Raw genomic sequence first — 15,492 nt, 5'->3', positions numbered from 1 at the left:
CGGGCATTCATTACGCCTGCTCTGCAGGCGTTTTGCCGTATGGTTGTGGAAATTCACATTAATGAACTTATTAAAATCGCTGGCAGCCGTCAGCTCGATGACCATGTTTTCTCGCGTACTGGGTTTTGCGCGCGATGCCATTGTGGCAAGGGTTTTTGGTGCTGGGATGGCAACGGACGCCTTTTTCGTCGCGTTCAAACTGCCGAATTTATTGCGCCGTATTTTTGCTGAGGGCGCTTTCTCGCAGGCCTTCGTTCCAATTCTGGCGGAATATAAAAGCAAGCAGGGCGAAGATGCTACGCGGGTGTTTGTCGCCTACGTCTCCGGGCTGCTGACGCTGGCGCTGGCTATTGTGACAGTCCTGGGGATGCTGGCTGCGCCCTGGGTGATTATGGTGACCGCGCCGGGGTTTGCCGACACCGCTGATAAATTTGCGCTCACCACCCAGCTGCTGCGCATTACCTTTCCTTATATCCTGCTGATCTCACTGGCCTCGCTGGTGGGGGCAATCCTCAATACCTGGAACCGCTTCTCCGTTCCGGCGTTTGCGCCGACGTTTTTGAATGTCAGCATGATCGGCTTTGCCCTGTTTGCCGCACCGCATTTCAACCCGCCGGTACTGGCGCTGGCCTGGGCGGTGACCGTGGGCGGCGTCCTGCAGCTGGCATATCAGCTGCCGCATCTGAAGAAAATTGGCATGCTGGTTCTGCCGCGCATTAATTTCCGTGATGCCGGCGCAATGCGCGTCATGAAGCAGATGGGACCTGCAATCCTCGGGGTTTCTGTCAGCCAGATCTCACTTATCATCAATACCATCTTTGCCTCTTTCCTGGTGTCCGGTTCGGTCTCCTGGATGTACTACGCTGACCGTCTGATGGAGTTTCCTTCTGGCGTACTGGGCGTCGCGCTGGGGACGATTCTGCTGCCGTCGCTCTCTAAAAGCTTTGCCAGCGGCAACCATGATGAGTATTGCCGCCTGATGGACTGGGGCTTACGCCTCTGTTTCCTGCTGGCACTGCCAAGCGCGGTGGCGCTGGGGATCCTCGCGAAACCGCTGACCGTCTCGCTGTTCCAGTACGGTAAATTTTCAGCCCATGATGCGTCCATGACTCAGCAGGCGCTGGTGGCGTACTCGGTGGGATTGATGGGGCTGATTGTTGTTAAAGTGCTGGCGCCAGGGTTCTACTCCCGTCAGAACATTAAAACGCCGGTGAAGATTGCCCTGGTGACGCTGGTGATGACCCAGTTGATGAACCTGGCGTTTATTGGCCCGCTGAAGCACGCGGGGCTGGCTCTGTCTATTGGTCTGGCGGCCTGTCTGAATGCCGGGCTGTTGTACTGGCAGCTGCGTAAGCAGGATATCTTCACGCCGCAGCCGGGCTGGGCGAGTTTCCTTGTGCGACTGGTTATCGCGGTGCTGGTGATGGCAGCGGCGTTGCTCGGCATGATGCACGTGATGCCGGAGTGGTCGCTCGGCACCATGCCTTATCGTCTGCTGCGACTGATGGCCGTGGTGGGTGTTGGGGTTGTGGCTTACTTTGCCACACTCGCCGTGTTGGGCTTCAAAGTGAAAGAGTTTGCCCGCCGTACGGCATAAACGCCAAAAGGGGAGTTCACCTTATGGTGCTCCCCACTGCTTGATTTGTCGCTTATGCTTCAAATCGAAATCTTTTTCCCGCCCGTAATACGTGCCGTCGCTGTCTGCCCATCCGCACCGTACAGCCCGGTTTCTTTATGCGGTTTTAACACCTCAAGCGCTTGCTGATTACGCTCTATCTGACCTTCAAGCAGCCAGCCGTTATGCTGGTTGAGATCGCGAAGGTGCTGGGTTTTTTCTGTAATAGTCTGCCAGCGCTCAACGATATCGTCGTTAGCACTGCGCTTAGGATCCTGCTCAGCGCGACGTTGCTGCTCAAGGTAATCCAGCGTCGCCAGGAGCGAGCTTTTGTCTTCAGTAATACGCTGCAACGCGCTGCCGTTGATGTGACCGGAAGAGAGGTGCTGTTGCTCAGCGTCCATTACCGTTTTCAGGTCGTTCAGGACAACCGTCATTTGATCCAGTATTTCTGACAGTCGACTCATACGGTTAGTTACTCTGTAAGAAACTCTGCGCTTCCTGAATCAGGGCGTCAGCAATTTTGCTGGTGTCCATTTTCAGCTCGCCGTTACGAATAGCCGTTTTCAGCGCTTCAACGCGTTCCATGTTGATATCGTTGCCGCCTGGCTGCATCAGTTTTGCCTGGGCATCGCTCAGGGTTACGCTGGTGCTGTTAGACGTTGACGGTTTTTCCAGACGCGTTTTCTGCGGCGTAGCGTCATTCGTTTCGCGAGGTTGTACAGCGCTTACCGGCTTCAGGGCTGATGTACGATCAATGCTCATAGTGTTGTCCTCATCGAGGGTTCGCGGCGTTGGCGCCTGACATCATCAATAGTTGAATATTTATCGGCAGCTGCAGCGAAATCTTTAAAAAGATTATAGGTTAATCAGAATATTCCCATCAGAATCGACGGTTCCGCTAACCACCTGCCCTGAAGACATTCTGACGCGGGCATTTTGCGCCACCGCGGCATTGTTTAACGCTTTCCCTTCACTGTTGATACTGAAGCCATCTCCATTGGCCACCACCATCACCTGCTGACCCGCCTTGACGCGCCACGCCTGGCGCAGCATAGACAGCTGTATCGGCTGGCCTGGTGCGACATCACGCAGGCTGACGGCGTCCTGCGCCTGGTTAATTTCAAGCATTGCCCGTGGCGGCAGCTGATCCAGACGGCCACGTTTCAACGTCACGCTATTGGCCTGCAGTGCGGTACCCCGGGCAATGGGGACAGCGGCGACAACATAATTGCCTGTCGCCTGGACTGCAACCTGTAAATACCGTTTTTCGTTGGCGCAGCGTGCCAGCACGTTCACGTTTCCCCACAGTCTGGTGGTGCCGGTCACGGTAAATGACGGCTGCTCACAGGAGGGATACAGATTCGGTGGCGTGCGTACCGTGACGACAACTTCATCGCTAAAGCCCGCCAGCTTCTGGGCAAAAAAGGTGTTTAGCTGATCCTGTAAACCATCCGCCTGCACCAGGGGGCTAAAAAGCAAGAAAGTTGCCATCAGGCCACGTTTTAACGTTTGCATCGCAAGTTCCACCGTTTCCAGAATTGAGTGAATTCTACCTGCAGTGGTTTTTCATCAACGCAATAAATAGCGACGCATTTTGCGCTTATTCCGTCGATAAGGCGGATGGGTTGAGATTTAAGCTGTGAACTGAAATTTTGCCATCAGCGGAGGAGACATGCTCGATAAACTCGACGCCGCGTTACGTTTTCAGCAGGAAGCGCTCAATTTACGTGCCCAGCGGCAGGAAATTTTAGCCGCCAATATCGCTAACGCCGATACGCCAGGGTATCAGGCGCGCGATATTGATTTTTCCAGTGAGCTTAAAAAAGTGATGGAGCGTGGACGCGCAGAAGGGAGCGGTGTCGCGCTCGCGCTGACCTCCTCACGCCATATTCCCGCTCAGACGATGACCGCACCAACGACCGATTTGCTTTATCGCATTCCCGACCAGCCTTCACTCGACGGTAACACCGTGGACATGGACCGGGAGCGTACACAGTTTGCCGATAACAGCCTGAAGTACCAGACAGGCCTGACCGTTCTCGGCGGACAAATCAAAGGCATGATGAACGTCCTGCAGGGGGGCAACTGATAAATGGCCTTGCTGAATATTTTTGATATCGCCGGCTCGGCGCTTACCGCGCAGTCCAAACGTCTGAACGTAGCCGCCAGTAACCTGGCGAACGCCGACAGCGTGACCGGACCAGACGGTCAGCCTTATCGTGCGAAACAGGTCGTCTTTCAGGTCGATGCGGCGCCAGGTGCGGCCACCGGCGGTGTGAAAGTCTCTGATGTGGTTGAGAGCCAGGCACCGGACAAGCTGGTGTATGAGCCTGGCAACCCGCTGGCGGATGCGAACGGTTACGTAAAAATGCCTAACGTGGATGTGGTGGGTGAGATGGTGAACTCCATGTCGGCGTCACGAAGTTACCAGGCAAACGTCGAAGTGCTTAATACCGTGAAGAGCATGATGCTCAAAACACTCACTCTCGGCCAGTAAAGGAGACATGCATGTCCATCGCCGTAAATGTGAATGATCCCACGAACTCAGGTGTTAATGGCGCCAAAAGTTCGACGGGTTCCAACGCCCTGACGGGCAGTAACGCGTCCGATCTGCAGAGCAGCTTTCTGACGCTGCTGGTGGCGCAGCTGAAGAACCAGGATCCCACCAATCCGATGCAGAACAACGAGCTGACCACGCAACTGGCGCAGATCAGTACCGTCAGCGGCATTGAAAAACTCAACACCACCCTTGGCTCCGTTTCCGGTCAGATTGACAACAGCCAGTCTCTGCAGGCTGCGAATCTGATTGGTCATGGGGTGATGATCCCGGGGACCACGATCCTTGCCGGCACCAGCACTACCGAGGGGACGTCAACCACGACCACCACGCCGTTTGGCGTTGAGCTGCAGCAGCCGGCTGACAAAGTGACTGCGACGATCAGCGATGCGAGCGGGGCAGTGGTACGCACCATTGACATCGGTGAGCTGAAGGCAGGCGTACACACCTTTACCTGGGACGGCAGCCTGACCGACGGCACGAAAGCACCAAACGGTTCTTACAAAGTGGCGATCAGCGCCAGCAACGGAACCACCCAACTGGTGGCACAGCCGCTGCAGTTCGCGCTGGTTCAGGGCGTGATTAAAGGCGCTGGCGGTAACAAACTGGATTTGGGTACCTCAGGTACCACCACGCTCGACGAAGTTCGGCAGATTATCTAAGCCTTAACACTTATCAGGAGTAAGTCATGGCCTTTTCTCAAGCGGTCAGCGGCCTGAATGCTGCGGCCACCAACCTGGATGTCATTGGCAACAACATCGCCAACTCCGCGACCTATGGTTTTAAATCCGGTTCTGCCTCATTTGCAGATATGTTTGCCGGTTCCAAAGTGGGTCTGGGCGTGAAAGTTGCGGGCATCACTCAGGACTTTACCGACGGTACGACGACCAACACCGGTCGTGGTCTGGACGTCGCCATCAGCCAGAACGGTTTCTTCCGTATGGTCGATTCCAACGGCTCTGTGTTCTACAGCCGTAACGGTCAGTTCAAACTGGACGAAAACCGTAACCTGGTGAACATGCAGGGTCTGCAATTAACCGGTTATCCTGTTGCGGGTACCCCGCCAACGGTTCAGACCGGCGCTAACCCGCAGGCGATCAATATCCCAACGACCTTGATGGCGGCGAAATCCACCACCACCGCGTCCCAGCAGATCAACCTGAACTCTACTGACACCGCGCCAACCACGGCCTTTGATCCGACCAACCCTGACAGCTACAACAAAAAAGGGACGGTGACGGTCTTTGACAGCCAGGGTAATGCGCACAACATGAACCTGTTTTACGTTAAAGACGCGACTCCGGCAAACTCCTGGAAAGTCTATGCCCAGGACGGCAGCGTTGCAGGAAGCACGCCATCCCTGGCGACCACGCTGACCTTCAACACCAGCGGCGTACTGACCGGCGGCGGCAGCATCAATATCACCACCGGCACCGTTCCAGGTGCAACGCCAGCCACGTTTGCGATGAGCTTCGCCAATTCCATGCAGCAGAACACCGGCGCCAATAACATCGTGGCAACCAACCAGAACGGTTACAAACCGGGTGACCTGGTGAGCTACCAGATCAACGACGACGGCACCGTGGTGGGTAATTACTCCAACGAACAGACCCAGGCCCTGGGCCAGATCGTGCTGGCTAACTTCGCCAACAACGAAGGTCTGAAGTCTGAAGGCGATAACGTCTGGTCTGCCACCCAGTCTTCCGGCGTGGCGCTGCTGGGTACCGCGGGCTCCGGTAACTTCGGTACGCTGACCAACGGTGCGCTGGAAGCGTCTAACGTGGATCTGAGTAAAGAACTGGTGAACATGATCGTCGCGCAACGTAACTATCAGTCGAACGCGCAGACCATCAAAACCCAGGATCAGATCCTCAACACGCTGGTTAACCTGCGTTAAGCGGCTGACAGGAAAGCGCAATGGATCACGCAATATATACCGCGATGGGCGCGGCAAGCCAGACGCTCAATCAGCAGGCTGTTACTGCCAGCAACCTGGCAAACGCCTCTACACCGGGCTTTCGTGCGCAGCTTAATGCGCTGCGTGCGGTCCCGGTGGAAGGGCTCTCCCTGCCGACGCGTACGCTGGTCACGGCCTCCACGCCGGGTGCGGATATGACGCCAGGGCAGATGGATTACACCTCACGCCCGCTGGACGTTGCCCTGCAACAGGACGGCTGGCTGGCGGTGCAGACCGCTGACGGCGGTGAAGGATATACCCGTAACGGTAACATCCAGGTGAGTGCCACGGGCCAGCTGACGATTCAGGGTCATCCGGTAATGGGTGAAGCGGGTCCGCTGACGGTGCCGGAAGGGTCTGAGCTGACTATCGCGGCCGACGGGACCATTTCGGCATTGAACCCGGGCGATCCGGCCAATACCGTTGCGCCCGTCGGGCGTCTGAAGCTGGTGAAGGCGGAAGGCAAAGAGGTGCAGCGTGGCGATGACGGGATGTTCCGTCTGACCCAGGCGACCCAGGCCACTCGGGGGGCCACGTTACAGGCCGATCCGAGCATCCGCGTGATGTCCGGCGTTCTGGAAGGCAGTAACGTCAAGCCGGTCGAAGCGATGACCGACATGATCGCCAGTGCCCGTCGTTTTGAAATGCAGATGAAGATTATCAGCAGCGTTGATGAGAACGCGGGCAAGGCTAACCAACTTCTGGCTATGAGTTAACAGGACTCCTTATGATCAGTTCTTTATGGATCGCGAAAACTGGCCTGGACGCGCAGCAAACCAACATGGATGTGATTGCCAACAACCTGGCAAACGTCAGCACCAATGGTTTCAAGCGTCAGCGTGCCGTTTTCGAAGATTTGCTTTATCAAACCATCCGCCAGCCGGGAGCGCAGTCTTCTGAACAAACGACGCTGCCATCCGGTCTGCAGATTGGTACCGGTGTTCGTCCGGTAGCCACCGAGCGTCTGCATAGCCAGGGCAACCTGTCTCAGACCAACAACAGCAAAGACGTGGCAATCAAAGGCCAGGGGTTCTTCCAGGTGCAGTTGCCTGACGGTACTTCTGCCTATACCCGCGACGGATCGTTCCAGGTCGATCAGAATGGTCAGCTGGTGACGGCGGGTGGTTTCCAGGTTCAGCCTGCGATTACCATCCCGGCGAATGCCCTGAGTATTACTATCGGGCGTGACGGCGTGGTGAGTGTGACGCAGCAGGGGCAGGCCGCACCTGTTCAGGTTGGACAGCTAAACCTGACCACCTTCATGAACGACACCGGTCTGGAAAGCATTGGTGAGAACCTCTACACCGAAACGCAATCCTCCGGTACGCCAAATGAAAGCACCCCGGGCCTCAACGGTGCGGGTCTGTTGTATCAGGGTTATGTGGAAACCTCGAACGTGAACGTTGCGGAAGAGCTGGTGAATATGATCCAGGTCCAGCGCGCGTATGAAATTAACAGTAAAGCAGTGTCGACGACCGACCAGATGCTGCAGAAACTGACGCAACTCTAAGGTGTAGCCCGGTGCGGTCAACGCCGCGCCGGCTCCCTGTTTTCGAAGATGAAGGCAATGCAAAAAAACGCGGCGTTTCGTTATCCGATACTGACTGTTCTGGCTGTCACCCTCAGTGGGTGTGCCTTGATCCCGTCTAAACCTTTAGTGCAGGGTGCGACTACCGCCCAACCCGTTCCTGGCCCGGCGCCAGTGGTGAACGGCTCCATTTTCCAGACCGCGCAGCCAATCAATTATGGCTATCAACCGCTGTTTGAAGATCGCCGCCCGCGTAATGTCGGCGATACGTTGACCATTGTGCTGCAGGAAAACGTCAGCGCGAGCAAGAGCTCGTCGGCGAATGCCAGCCGCGATGGCAAAACCAATTTCGGTTTCGATACCGTTCCACGCTATCTGCAGGGCCTGTTCGGCAATGCGCGTGCTGATGTCGAGGCCTCTGGCGGCAATACCTTTAACGGTAAAGGTGGCGCGAATGCCAGCAATACCTTTAGCGGCACGCTGACGGTGACGGTTGACCAGGTGCTGGTTAACGGCAATTTACACGTTGTGGGTGAAAAACAGATCGCCATCAATCAGGGCACTGAGTTCATTCGTTTCTCGGGCGTGGTTAATCCTCGCACCATCAGCGGCACCAACACCGTTCCGTCCACCCAGGTGGCGGATGCGCGCATCGAGTACGTCGGTAACGGCTACATCAATGAAGCGCAAAATATGGGTTGGCTGCAGCGTTTCTTCCTTAACTTATCGCCGATGTAAGCGAGGTGACCCATGTTTAAATCGATCTTCGCCGTGGCGCTGGCGCTGGTGGCAACGTTTGCCCAGGCTGACCGTATTCGCGATCTCACCAGCGTTCAGGGCGTACGCGAAAACTCGCTGATTGGCTATGGCCTGGTGGTGGGTCTGGACGGAACGGGCGACCAGACCACCCAGACGCCATTCACGACTCAAAGTTTGAACAACATGCTTTCCCAGCTCGGTATTACCGTCCCGGCGGGAACCAACATGCAGCTGAAAAACGTGGCCGCGGTCATGGTCACCGCCTCCTATCCTGCGTTCGCGCGCCAGGGGCAGACGATTGATGTCGTGGTCTCGTCAATGGGTAACGCCAAAAGCCTGCGTGGTGGCACGCTGCTGATGACTCCGCTGAAAGGGGTCGACAGCCAGGTTTATGCGCTGGCGCAGGGGAACATTCTGGTCGGCGGTGCCGGCGCGTCTGCGGGCGGCAGCAGTGTGCAGGTGAACCAGCTGAACGGCGGGCGTATCACCAATGGTGCGATCATTGAGCGTGAACTGCCGACCCAGTTTGGCGCAGGCAACACCATTAACCTGCAGTTGAATAATGAAGACTTCACGATGGCGCAGCAGATTGCCGACACCATCAACCGCAGCCGCGGCTACGGCAGCGCCACGGCGCTGGATGCCCGTACCGTGCAGATCCGCACTTCTACCGGCAGCAGTAACCAGGTCCGTATGCTGGCTGATATCCAGAATATGGAAGTGAATGTTCCGGTTCAGGATGCCAAAGTGATTATCAACTCGCGCACCGGTTCGGTCGTGATGAACCGCGAAGTGTCGCTCGACAGTTGTGCCGTGGCGCAGGGTAACCTCTCCGTGACGGTTAACCGCTCCGCCAACGTCAGTCAGCCTGATACCCCGTTCGGGGGTGGCCAGACCGTGGTGACGCCACAAACGCAGATTGATTTGCGCCAGAGCGGTGGGTCGCTGCAGAGCGTACGCTCCAGCGCGAACCTCAATAGCGTGGTTCGGGCCCTGAATGCCCTGGGGGCGACGCCGATGGATCTGATGTCGATTCTGCAATCCATGCAAAGCGCGGGCTGTCTGCGCGCCAAATTGGAAATCATCTGATGCTGACCGATAGCAAGCTGTTGACCGGTGCTGCCTGGGATGCCCAGTCGCTCAACGAACTGAAAACCAAAGCAGGTAAGGACCCGGCGGCGAATATCCGCCCGGTCGCCCGCCAGGTGGAAGGGATGTTTGTACAGATGATGCTGAAAAGCATGCGTGAAACCCTGCCGAAAGACGGGATGTTCAGCAGTGATTCAACCCGTCTTTACACCAGCATGTATGACCAGCAGATTGCACAGCAGATGACCGCCGGGAAAGGCCTCGGTCTGGCTGATATGATTGTCAAACAGACCGAAGCCGCGCAGGGCATCCAGCCGGATGATAAGCCACAGCAGGTGCCGATGAAGTTCGACCTGCAAACGGTGACCAGTTATCAGAATCAGGCCCTGACGCAGATGGTGCGCAAAGCCATACCGAAGGCCACGAGTACCAGCGATGAGCCACTTTCTGGCGACAGCAAAGACTTCCTGGAGCAGCTCTCGCTGCCGGCACGTCTTGCCAGTGAACAGAGCGGCGTGCCTCACCACCTGATCCTCGCGCAGGCGGCGCTGGAGTCCGGCTGGGGTCAGCGGCAGATCCGTAAAGAAAACGGCGATCCGAGCTTTAACATCTTCGGCGTGAAGGCCACGTCGAGCTGGAAGGGGCCGACCACCGAGATCACCACCACTGAATATGAAAACGGTGCGGCGGTGAAGGTTAAAGCCAAATTCCGCGTCTATAGCTCCTATCTGGAAGCCTTATCCGACTATGTGGGCCTGTTGAGCCGAAATCCGCGTTACACCGCCGTTACACAGGCGGCAACCGCGGAGCAGGGCGCTCAGGCACTGCAGAACGCGGGCTACGCCACCGATCCGAACTATGCGCGTAAGCTCACCAGTATGATTCAGCAGCTGAAATCGATGGGCGAGAAGGTCAGTAAAGCCTATAGCACAGATATCGAAAATCTGTTCTGAAAGTTCTCAAGTCCCGGTGGAGGCTGCCGATAACCTTCATCAGGACTCGTGTCTGAACGTATAAAAGGAACCCCCATGTCCAGTTTGATTAACAGTGCCATGAGTGGCCTCAGTGCTGCGCAGTCGGCACTCAATACCGTCAGTAATAATATTTCAAGCTATAACGTGGCAGGTTATACCCGCCAGACAACAGTGCTGGGCGCGTCAAACAGCACGCTGACCGGCGGTGGCTGGGTAGGTAACGGGGTTTATGTCTCCGGTGTCCAGCGTGAGTATGATGCATTCATTACCAACCAGCTGCGCGCCGCGCAGACCCAGAGCAGCGGCCTGACTACGCGCTATCAGCAGATGTCAAAAATCGACGATGTGCTCTCGGATACCACCAACTCGCTCTCTACCACGCTGCAGGACTTCTTCAAAAGTCTGCAGACGCTGGTGAGTAACGCGGAAGATCCGGCTGCGCGCCAGACGGTGCTGGGCAAAGCGGATGGCCTGGTCAATCAGTTTAAAACCAACGATCAGTATCTTCGCGATCAGGATTCTCAGGTGAATACCGCGATTTCTGCCAGCGTCGATCAAATTAATAACTACGCCAAACAGATTGCGAACCTGAACGATCAGATTTCCCGTCTGACCGGCGTGGGTGCTGGCTCATCACCAAATGACCTGCTCGATCAACGCGATCAGCTGGTGAGCGAACTGAATAAAATTGTCGGTGTTGAAGTTTCTGTGCAGGATGGCGGCACGTATAACGTCTCATTTGGCACCGGTTACAGCCTGGTACAAGGGAGCAAAGCGAACCAGCTGGCTGCGGTGAAATCCAGCGCAGACCCAACCCGTACAACGCTGGCCTATACCGATGATGTTACAGGCAATATCGAAATTCCTGAGAAGCTGATTACCACCGGCACCCTTGGCGGTTTACTCACCTTCCGCTCTGAAGATCTGGATAAAGCGCGTAATAACCTTAACCAGATGGCGCTGGCCTTTGCTGACGCGATGAACAAGCAGCATGAAGCGGGTTTTGATGCTAACGGCGATGCTGGCGGCAAGCTCTTTGACTTTGGCTCGCCTGCGGTTGTGTCCAACAGCAAGAATTCAGGTACCGCCGCGCTGACAGCCTCCGTGGCTGACAGTACCAAAGTCCAGGCAACGGATTATAAGCTGCAGTTCAACGGAACCGACTGGACCATTACGCGTACGTCGGATAAGACCAGTTTCACGATGAGTCCGGATGCGAGCGGCAATCTGTCTTTCGACGGCCTGAATGTCAACGTGAGCGGTACCGCGAATAACAAAGACAGTTTTGTTGTGAAGCCCGTTTCTGATGTCATCGTAAACATGGAACTCAAGTTTAATGATGAGTCCAAACTGGCGATGGCATCGACAAGCGCCGGTGGCGAAAGTGACAACCGCAACGGTCAAAAATTGCTGGATCTGCAAAATAGCAAGCTTGTCGGCGGGAATAAGTCTTTCAATGATGCTTATGCTTCCCTCGTCAGTACCGTTGGTAGCTCAACAGCGGCACTGAAAACCAGCAGCGAAACGAAAGCGAATGTGGCGACGCAGTTAACCAAACAGCAGCAGTCGATCTCAGGGGTAAACCTTGACGAAGAGTACGGCAATTTGCAGCGCTATCAGCAGTATTACCTCGCTAATGCGCAGGTTCTACAAACTGCCAGCTCGCTCTTTGATGCAATCATTAATATTCGCTAAGGCTGAGGTGAAACATGCGTATTAGCACCCAGATGATGTACGACCAAAACATGCGCGGGATCACCGATTCCCAGAGCAAGTGGTTGAGTTATGGTGAACAAATGTCCACCGGCAAGCGTGTCAATCGTCCGTCGGACGATCCCATCGCGGCGTCGCAGGCTATTGTTCTGTCACAATCACAGTCACAAAATAGCCAGTTTGCGTTGGCAAGATCGTTCGCATCACAAAAAGTTTCTCTCGAAGATAATGTGCTTAACCAGGTCACTGCCGCTATCACCAGTGCTAAAGAGAAATTAGTCTATGCCGGAAACGCAACCTTAAGTGATGACGATCGCCTGTCGCTGGCGAGCGATTTGCAAGGTATTCGCGACCAATTGATGAACCTTGCAAACACCGCGGATGGTAATGGTCGGTTTATTTTTGCCGGCTTTAAGACTGAAGTGCCACCGTTTGATTCCGTTACCGGTGATTACAAAGGCGGTACTGAGGCTATTTCGCAGCAGGTTGATACCGCGCGTAATATGGTCATTAGCCACACGGGTCAGCAGATCTTCGAAAGCATCACCAGTAACGCCAAAGAACTGCCTGGTGGCGGATATGGCGAGACGAACATGTTCAAGATCCTCGATACGGCGATTACCGCGCTTAAGGTTCCCGTCGATACCGACTCTGCTGCAGCTGAAGCACAGGGGAAAATCATTTCTGATGCTCAAACCGGCATCACAAATACCCAGAACAACATTCTTACTGTCGCTGCTGATGTAGGTACCAAGATGAACGAGCTTGAAAAGCTGGATAACCTTGGTGACGATCGTGCACTGGGCCAGACTAAGCAGATGAGCGACCTGGTTGATGTGGACTGGAACGCAGCGATCTCTTCTTACACCATGCAGCAGGCCGCGCTGCAGGCATCTTATAAAGCGTTTAGCGATATGCAGGGCATGTCCCTGTTCCAGCTGAACAGATAACATCTTGACCTCTTGGAACATGTCTTGAAACTGGGCATGTTTTACTGCCCAATCCGTGTGGATTGGGCATTTTTTTTACGCGATTTCTGCCGGTGCGGAGGCGACGCGTGCACTTTCAATCAGACGTATTGCCAGCGCAATGACACCGCATACCGTTGCCAGGGCAACCACGCCCGTCCAGCCAGCCAGCGTGTAGATTTTACTCCCCGCAGCCGAACCCAACGCCATGCCGATAAAGACCACCGTAAAGAGCAGGGCGTTAAGACGCCCCCTGGCCTGAGGCTCAAGGCTATAGACTAGATTCTGGTGCGCCACCAGACTGGACTGCAGGCCCAGATCAAACCCGATGGCTGAGACAGCAATCAGAATCAGTTGTCCATGAAGACCCAGCGCGGGCATCAGGAACATCAGGGCAAACGAGACGGTAACCAGTGCCGCGCCAAGCTGCGTGACTTTTCCGGCGCCCAGCTTGTCCGCCAGACCTCCCGCCAGCGGGGCGGCTAAGGCCCCCGCGGCCCCGGCAATACCATAACCACCCGCGACGGCGCTCCCCAGGTGATAGCGCTCCAGCAGCATGACCGCCAGCGTTGACCAGAAGGCGCTAAAGGCAATCGACAGAAAACCCTGTGCCAGTGCTGCACGGCGCAGAGCCGGATAACGACGCCACAGATGTTCCATTGAGCGCATCAGGGCGGGATAGCTCAGCGTGGAGTGAATGGCAAAACGCGGGAGTACCCGCCACATCACCGCCCCAATAAATGCGATGCTTACAGCGGCCAGCTGATACATGACGCGCCAGCCAAAAGCTTCACCCACTACACCGCTGACGGTTCGCGACAGCAAGATGCCCATCAGCAACCCTGTCATCACGGTTCCCACGGTTTTCCCCTGCTTACCTTCGGGGGCGAGGATAGCCGCTGCGGGAACGATATCCTGTGCCATGGTCGCGGCCATGCCAATCAGGAGGCTTGCCAGCAGCAGTGAGTGCTGCTGCCCGGTCAGGCTGCAGCCCAGCAGAAACAGTGCCAGGGCGGCGCTTTTTATCAGGATTAACGTCCTGCGGTCGTGACGATCGCCAAGTGGCAACAGAAAAAGAATACCGAGCGCGTAGCCTGCCTGGGTCAGCGTCGGGACCAGCCCCATCCCTTCGATAGTGAGATGAAGGTCGGCGCCTATCAGCGGCAGCAGCGGTTGCGCGTAGTAAATGGATGCGACGCTAAAGCCAGCCCCCAGAGCCAGCATAAAAATCACCCAGCGACTGGCGGCATGGGGAGCAGTTGTTGTGTTCATAAGACGTTCCTCACTCATAGTGTGCCGCTATTTTTTATCACTACGCCTTGCGACGGTAGAGGGCCTGGTGGTAAAACGCTTATACGTTTGGCGTATAGCAGGGAAAATGATGAAGCGAGTTGAGCGTATAGACAGGGTGGAACTCATGCGCACATTTGTTCGTATTGTGGAAAGCGGCTCGCTATCCGGGGCGGCAAGGCTGCTTGCGACGAGCCAGGCCACGGTGAGCCGCCGCCTTCAGTCTCTGGAAACGCTGCTGGGGGTACGGCTTTTATTGCGAACCACCCATGCAACAAAACTTACCGATGACGGCGAGCGCTGCTATCAACATGCCCGGCGGGTCATTGATAGCTGGCTGGCACTGGAAGATGAAATCGGCCAGACGGAGGACGAGCCGGTCGGGGTATTACGGGTACGTGCACCGCACGCCTTTGGGCAGGATCAGCTCCTGAGACCGTTAACGGAGTTTTTGCAGCGTTATCCTCAGCTGTCGGTGGAGTGGATGCTCAACGATAAGTCGGTGGATTTTCTGAGCGACAATCTGGATTGTGCTATTCGAGTTGGCGCAGAGGTGGATCCGGCAACCGTCTCCGTGCTGTTGGCGGAAGTGCCACGCTGTGTGGTGGCTTCGCCTGCGCTGCTGGACCAGTTTGCGCCGGTTCACACACCGGAGGATCTGCAGGCGCTTCCCTGGATTGCCATCAGCACGTTCTATCAGCGACATGTGGAGTTGTGGGATGATCTTTCGCAGGTAAAACGTATCTCCATTGCGCCACGGTTAAGTACGGATAGCCTGCATGTTGCGCGCAATACCGCCCTGACAGGGTTAGGGGTGGCGATGGTTTCAAGCTGGACGGTCAAGCAGGATATCCAGGAAGGGCGCTTAGTGCATTTGCTTCCACAGTGGCAGCCCGCCGCGCTCCCGGTTCATCTGGTTTATCCGTGGTCGCGTTATTATCCGGCGCGTTTACGCCGTTTTCTGGAGATGATGAAGAGGGTGATGCCGGACATTGCGGGTATGAGAAAGCCGGCACGCGAGCAATAAAAAAGCCGACCC

17 protein-coding genes are annotated in these 15,492 nt (G+C 55.9%); 13 read left to right on the top strand and 4 right to left on the bottom strand.

The genetic code is table 11. The annotated features are described in order from the left end of the window. Nucleotides 1–61: 61 nt before the first annotated feature. Nucleotides 62–1,597 carry a murein biosynthesis integral membrane protein MurJ gene (gene murJ, locus AM410_RS21980; protein ID WP_020884681.1) on the top strand — a complete coding sequence of 512 codons (1,536 nt, stop codon included), beginning with the start codon at nucleotides 62–64 and terminating at the stop codon, nucleotides 1,595–1,597. Between the two features lie 59 nt (nucleotides 1,598–1,656). Here the strand turns inward: murJ and flgN are convergent, their stop codons facing one another. From flgN to flgA, 3 genes are all read right to left on the bottom strand, one after another. Continuing rightward, entirely contained in the window at nucleotides 1,657–2,082 is a 426-nt protein-coding gene (gene flgN, locus AM410_RS21975; protein ID WP_025204463.1) for a flagella biosynthesis chaperone FlgN, read from the bottom strand. Between the two features lie 4 nt (nucleotides 2,083–2,086). Further along, nucleotides 2,087–2,380: a flagellar biosynthesis anti-sigma factor FlgM gene (gene flgM / locus AM410_RS21970; protein WP_014169554.1), complete on the bottom strand. Its 294-nt coding sequence runs from the start codon at nucleotides 2,378–2,380 to the stop codon at nucleotides 2,087–2,089. Nucleotides 2,381–2,473: 93 nt separating this feature from the next. Continuing rightward, nucleotides 2,474–3,133, bottom strand: a complete 660-nt coding sequence (gene flgA / locus AM410_RS21965; RefSeq protein ID WP_040017138.1) for a flagellar basal body P-ring formation chaperone FlgA — start codon at nucleotides 3,131–3,133, stop codon at nucleotides 2,474–2,476. A gap of 157 nt (nucleotides 3,134–3,290) precedes the next feature. Between flgA and flgB the strand changes: the two genes are divergently transcribed. The 11 genes from flgB to flgL all read left to right on the top strand — a co-directional run bounded on the left by flgB (nucleotide 3,291) and on the right by flgL (nucleotide 13,145). Then, on the top strand, nucleotides 3,291–3,707 hold the full coding sequence (gene flgB / locus AM410_RS21955; protein WP_014169556.1) for a flagellar basal body rod protein FlgB: 417 nt from the start codon (nucleotides 3,291–3,293) through the stop codon (nucleotides 3,705–3,707). Nucleotides 3,708–3,710: 3 nt separating this feature from the next. Further along, nucleotides 3,711–4,115 (top strand): flagellar basal body rod protein FlgC, encoded by a 405-nt coding sequence (gene flgC, locus AM410_RS21950; protein ID WP_013097138.1) that lies wholly within the window; start codon nucleotides 3,711–3,713, stop codon nucleotides 4,113–4,115. 11 nt (nucleotides 4,116–4,126) lie between these two features. After that, nucleotides 4,127–4,837, top strand: a complete 711-nt coding sequence (gene flgD / locus AM410_RS21945) for a flagellar hook assembly protein FlgD (protein WP_020884678.1) — start codon at nucleotides 4,127–4,129, stop codon at nucleotides 4,835–4,837. A 26-nt stretch (nucleotides 4,838–4,863) separates the two neighbouring features. Further along, nucleotides 4,864–6,072, top strand: a complete 1,209-nt coding sequence (gene flgE / locus AM410_RS21940; RefSeq protein ID WP_014169558.1) for a flagellar hook protein FlgE — start codon at nucleotides 4,864–4,866, stop codon at nucleotides 6,070–6,072. Nucleotides 6,073–6,092: 20 nt separating this feature from the next. Continuing rightward, nucleotides 6,093–6,848 carry a flagellar basal body rod protein FlgF gene (locus AM410_RS21935; RefSeq protein ID WP_014169559.1) on the top strand — a complete coding sequence of 252 codons (756 nt, stop codon included), beginning with the start codon at nucleotides 6,093–6,095 and terminating at the stop codon, nucleotides 6,846–6,848. 11 nt (nucleotides 6,849–6,859) lie between these two features. Further along, complete coding sequence (gene flgG, locus AM410_RS21930) at nucleotides 6,860–7,642, top strand: flagellar basal-body rod protein FlgG (protein ID WP_008500810.1); 783 nt, start codon at nucleotides 6,860–6,862, stop codon at nucleotides 7,640–7,642. 57 nt (nucleotides 7,643–7,699) lie between these two features. After that, nucleotides 7,700–8,398, top strand: coding sequence for a flagellar basal body L-ring protein FlgH (gene flgH / locus AM410_RS21925; protein WP_023311139.1), 699 nt, complete (start codon nucleotides 7,700–7,702; stop codon nucleotides 8,396–8,398). A gap of 12 nt (nucleotides 8,399–8,410) precedes the next feature. Further along, complete coding sequence (locus tag AM410_RS21920; protein ID WP_014169561.1) at nucleotides 8,411–9,508, top strand: flagellar basal body P-ring protein FlgI; 1,098 nt, start codon at nucleotides 8,411–8,413, stop codon at nucleotides 9,506–9,508. Next, nucleotides 9,508–10,461, top strand: coding sequence for a flagellar assembly peptidoglycan hydrolase FlgJ (gene flgJ, locus AM410_RS21915; protein WP_073395902.1), 954 nt, complete (start codon nucleotides 9,508–9,510; stop codon nucleotides 10,459–10,461). The genes AM410_RS21920 and flgJ overlap by 1 nt, the downstream gene beginning before the upstream one ends. Before the next feature lie 75 nt (nucleotides 10,462–10,536). Beyond that, nucleotides 10,537–12,177: a flagellar hook-associated protein FlgK gene (flgK, locus tag AM410_RS21910; RefSeq protein WP_049022670.1), complete on the top strand. Its 1,641-nt coding sequence runs from the start codon at nucleotides 10,537–10,539 to the stop codon at nucleotides 12,175–12,177. A gap of 14 nt (nucleotides 12,178–12,191) precedes the next feature. Continuing rightward, nucleotides 12,192–13,145: a flagellar hook-associated protein FlgL gene (gene flgL, locus AM410_RS21905; protein WP_014169564.1), complete on the top strand. Its 954-nt coding sequence runs from the start codon at nucleotides 12,192–12,194 to the stop codon at nucleotides 13,143–13,145. Nucleotides 13,146–13,220: 75 nt separating this feature from the next. On the opposite strand, the gene AM410_RS21900 is transcribed toward flgL, so the two are convergent. After that, nucleotides 13,221–14,435 carry an MFS transporter gene (locus tag AM410_RS21900; protein WP_073395904.1) on the bottom strand — a complete coding sequence of 405 codons (1,215 nt, stop codon included), beginning with the start codon at nucleotides 14,433–14,435 and terminating at the stop codon, nucleotides 13,221–13,223. A gap of 109 nt (nucleotides 14,436–14,544) precedes the next feature. On the opposite strand from AM410_RS21900, the gene AM410_RS21895 reads away from it, so the two are divergent. After that, nucleotides 14,545–15,480 carry a LysR family transcriptional regulator gene (locus AM410_RS21895; RefSeq protein WP_049022668.1) on the top strand — a complete coding sequence of 312 codons (936 nt, stop codon included), beginning with the start codon at nucleotides 14,545–14,547 and terminating at the stop codon, nucleotides 15,478–15,480. Nucleotides 15,481–15,492 lie beyond the last annotated feature (12 nt).

Source organism: Enterobacter cloacae complex sp. FDA-CDC-AR_0164, assembly GCF_003071645.1.
Taxonomy (GTDB): Bacteria; Pseudomonadota; Gammaproteobacteria; order Enterobacterales; family Enterobacteriaceae; genus Enterobacter; species Enterobacter ludwigii.
This window is presented reverse-complemented; position numbering and strand designations above follow the sequence as displayed.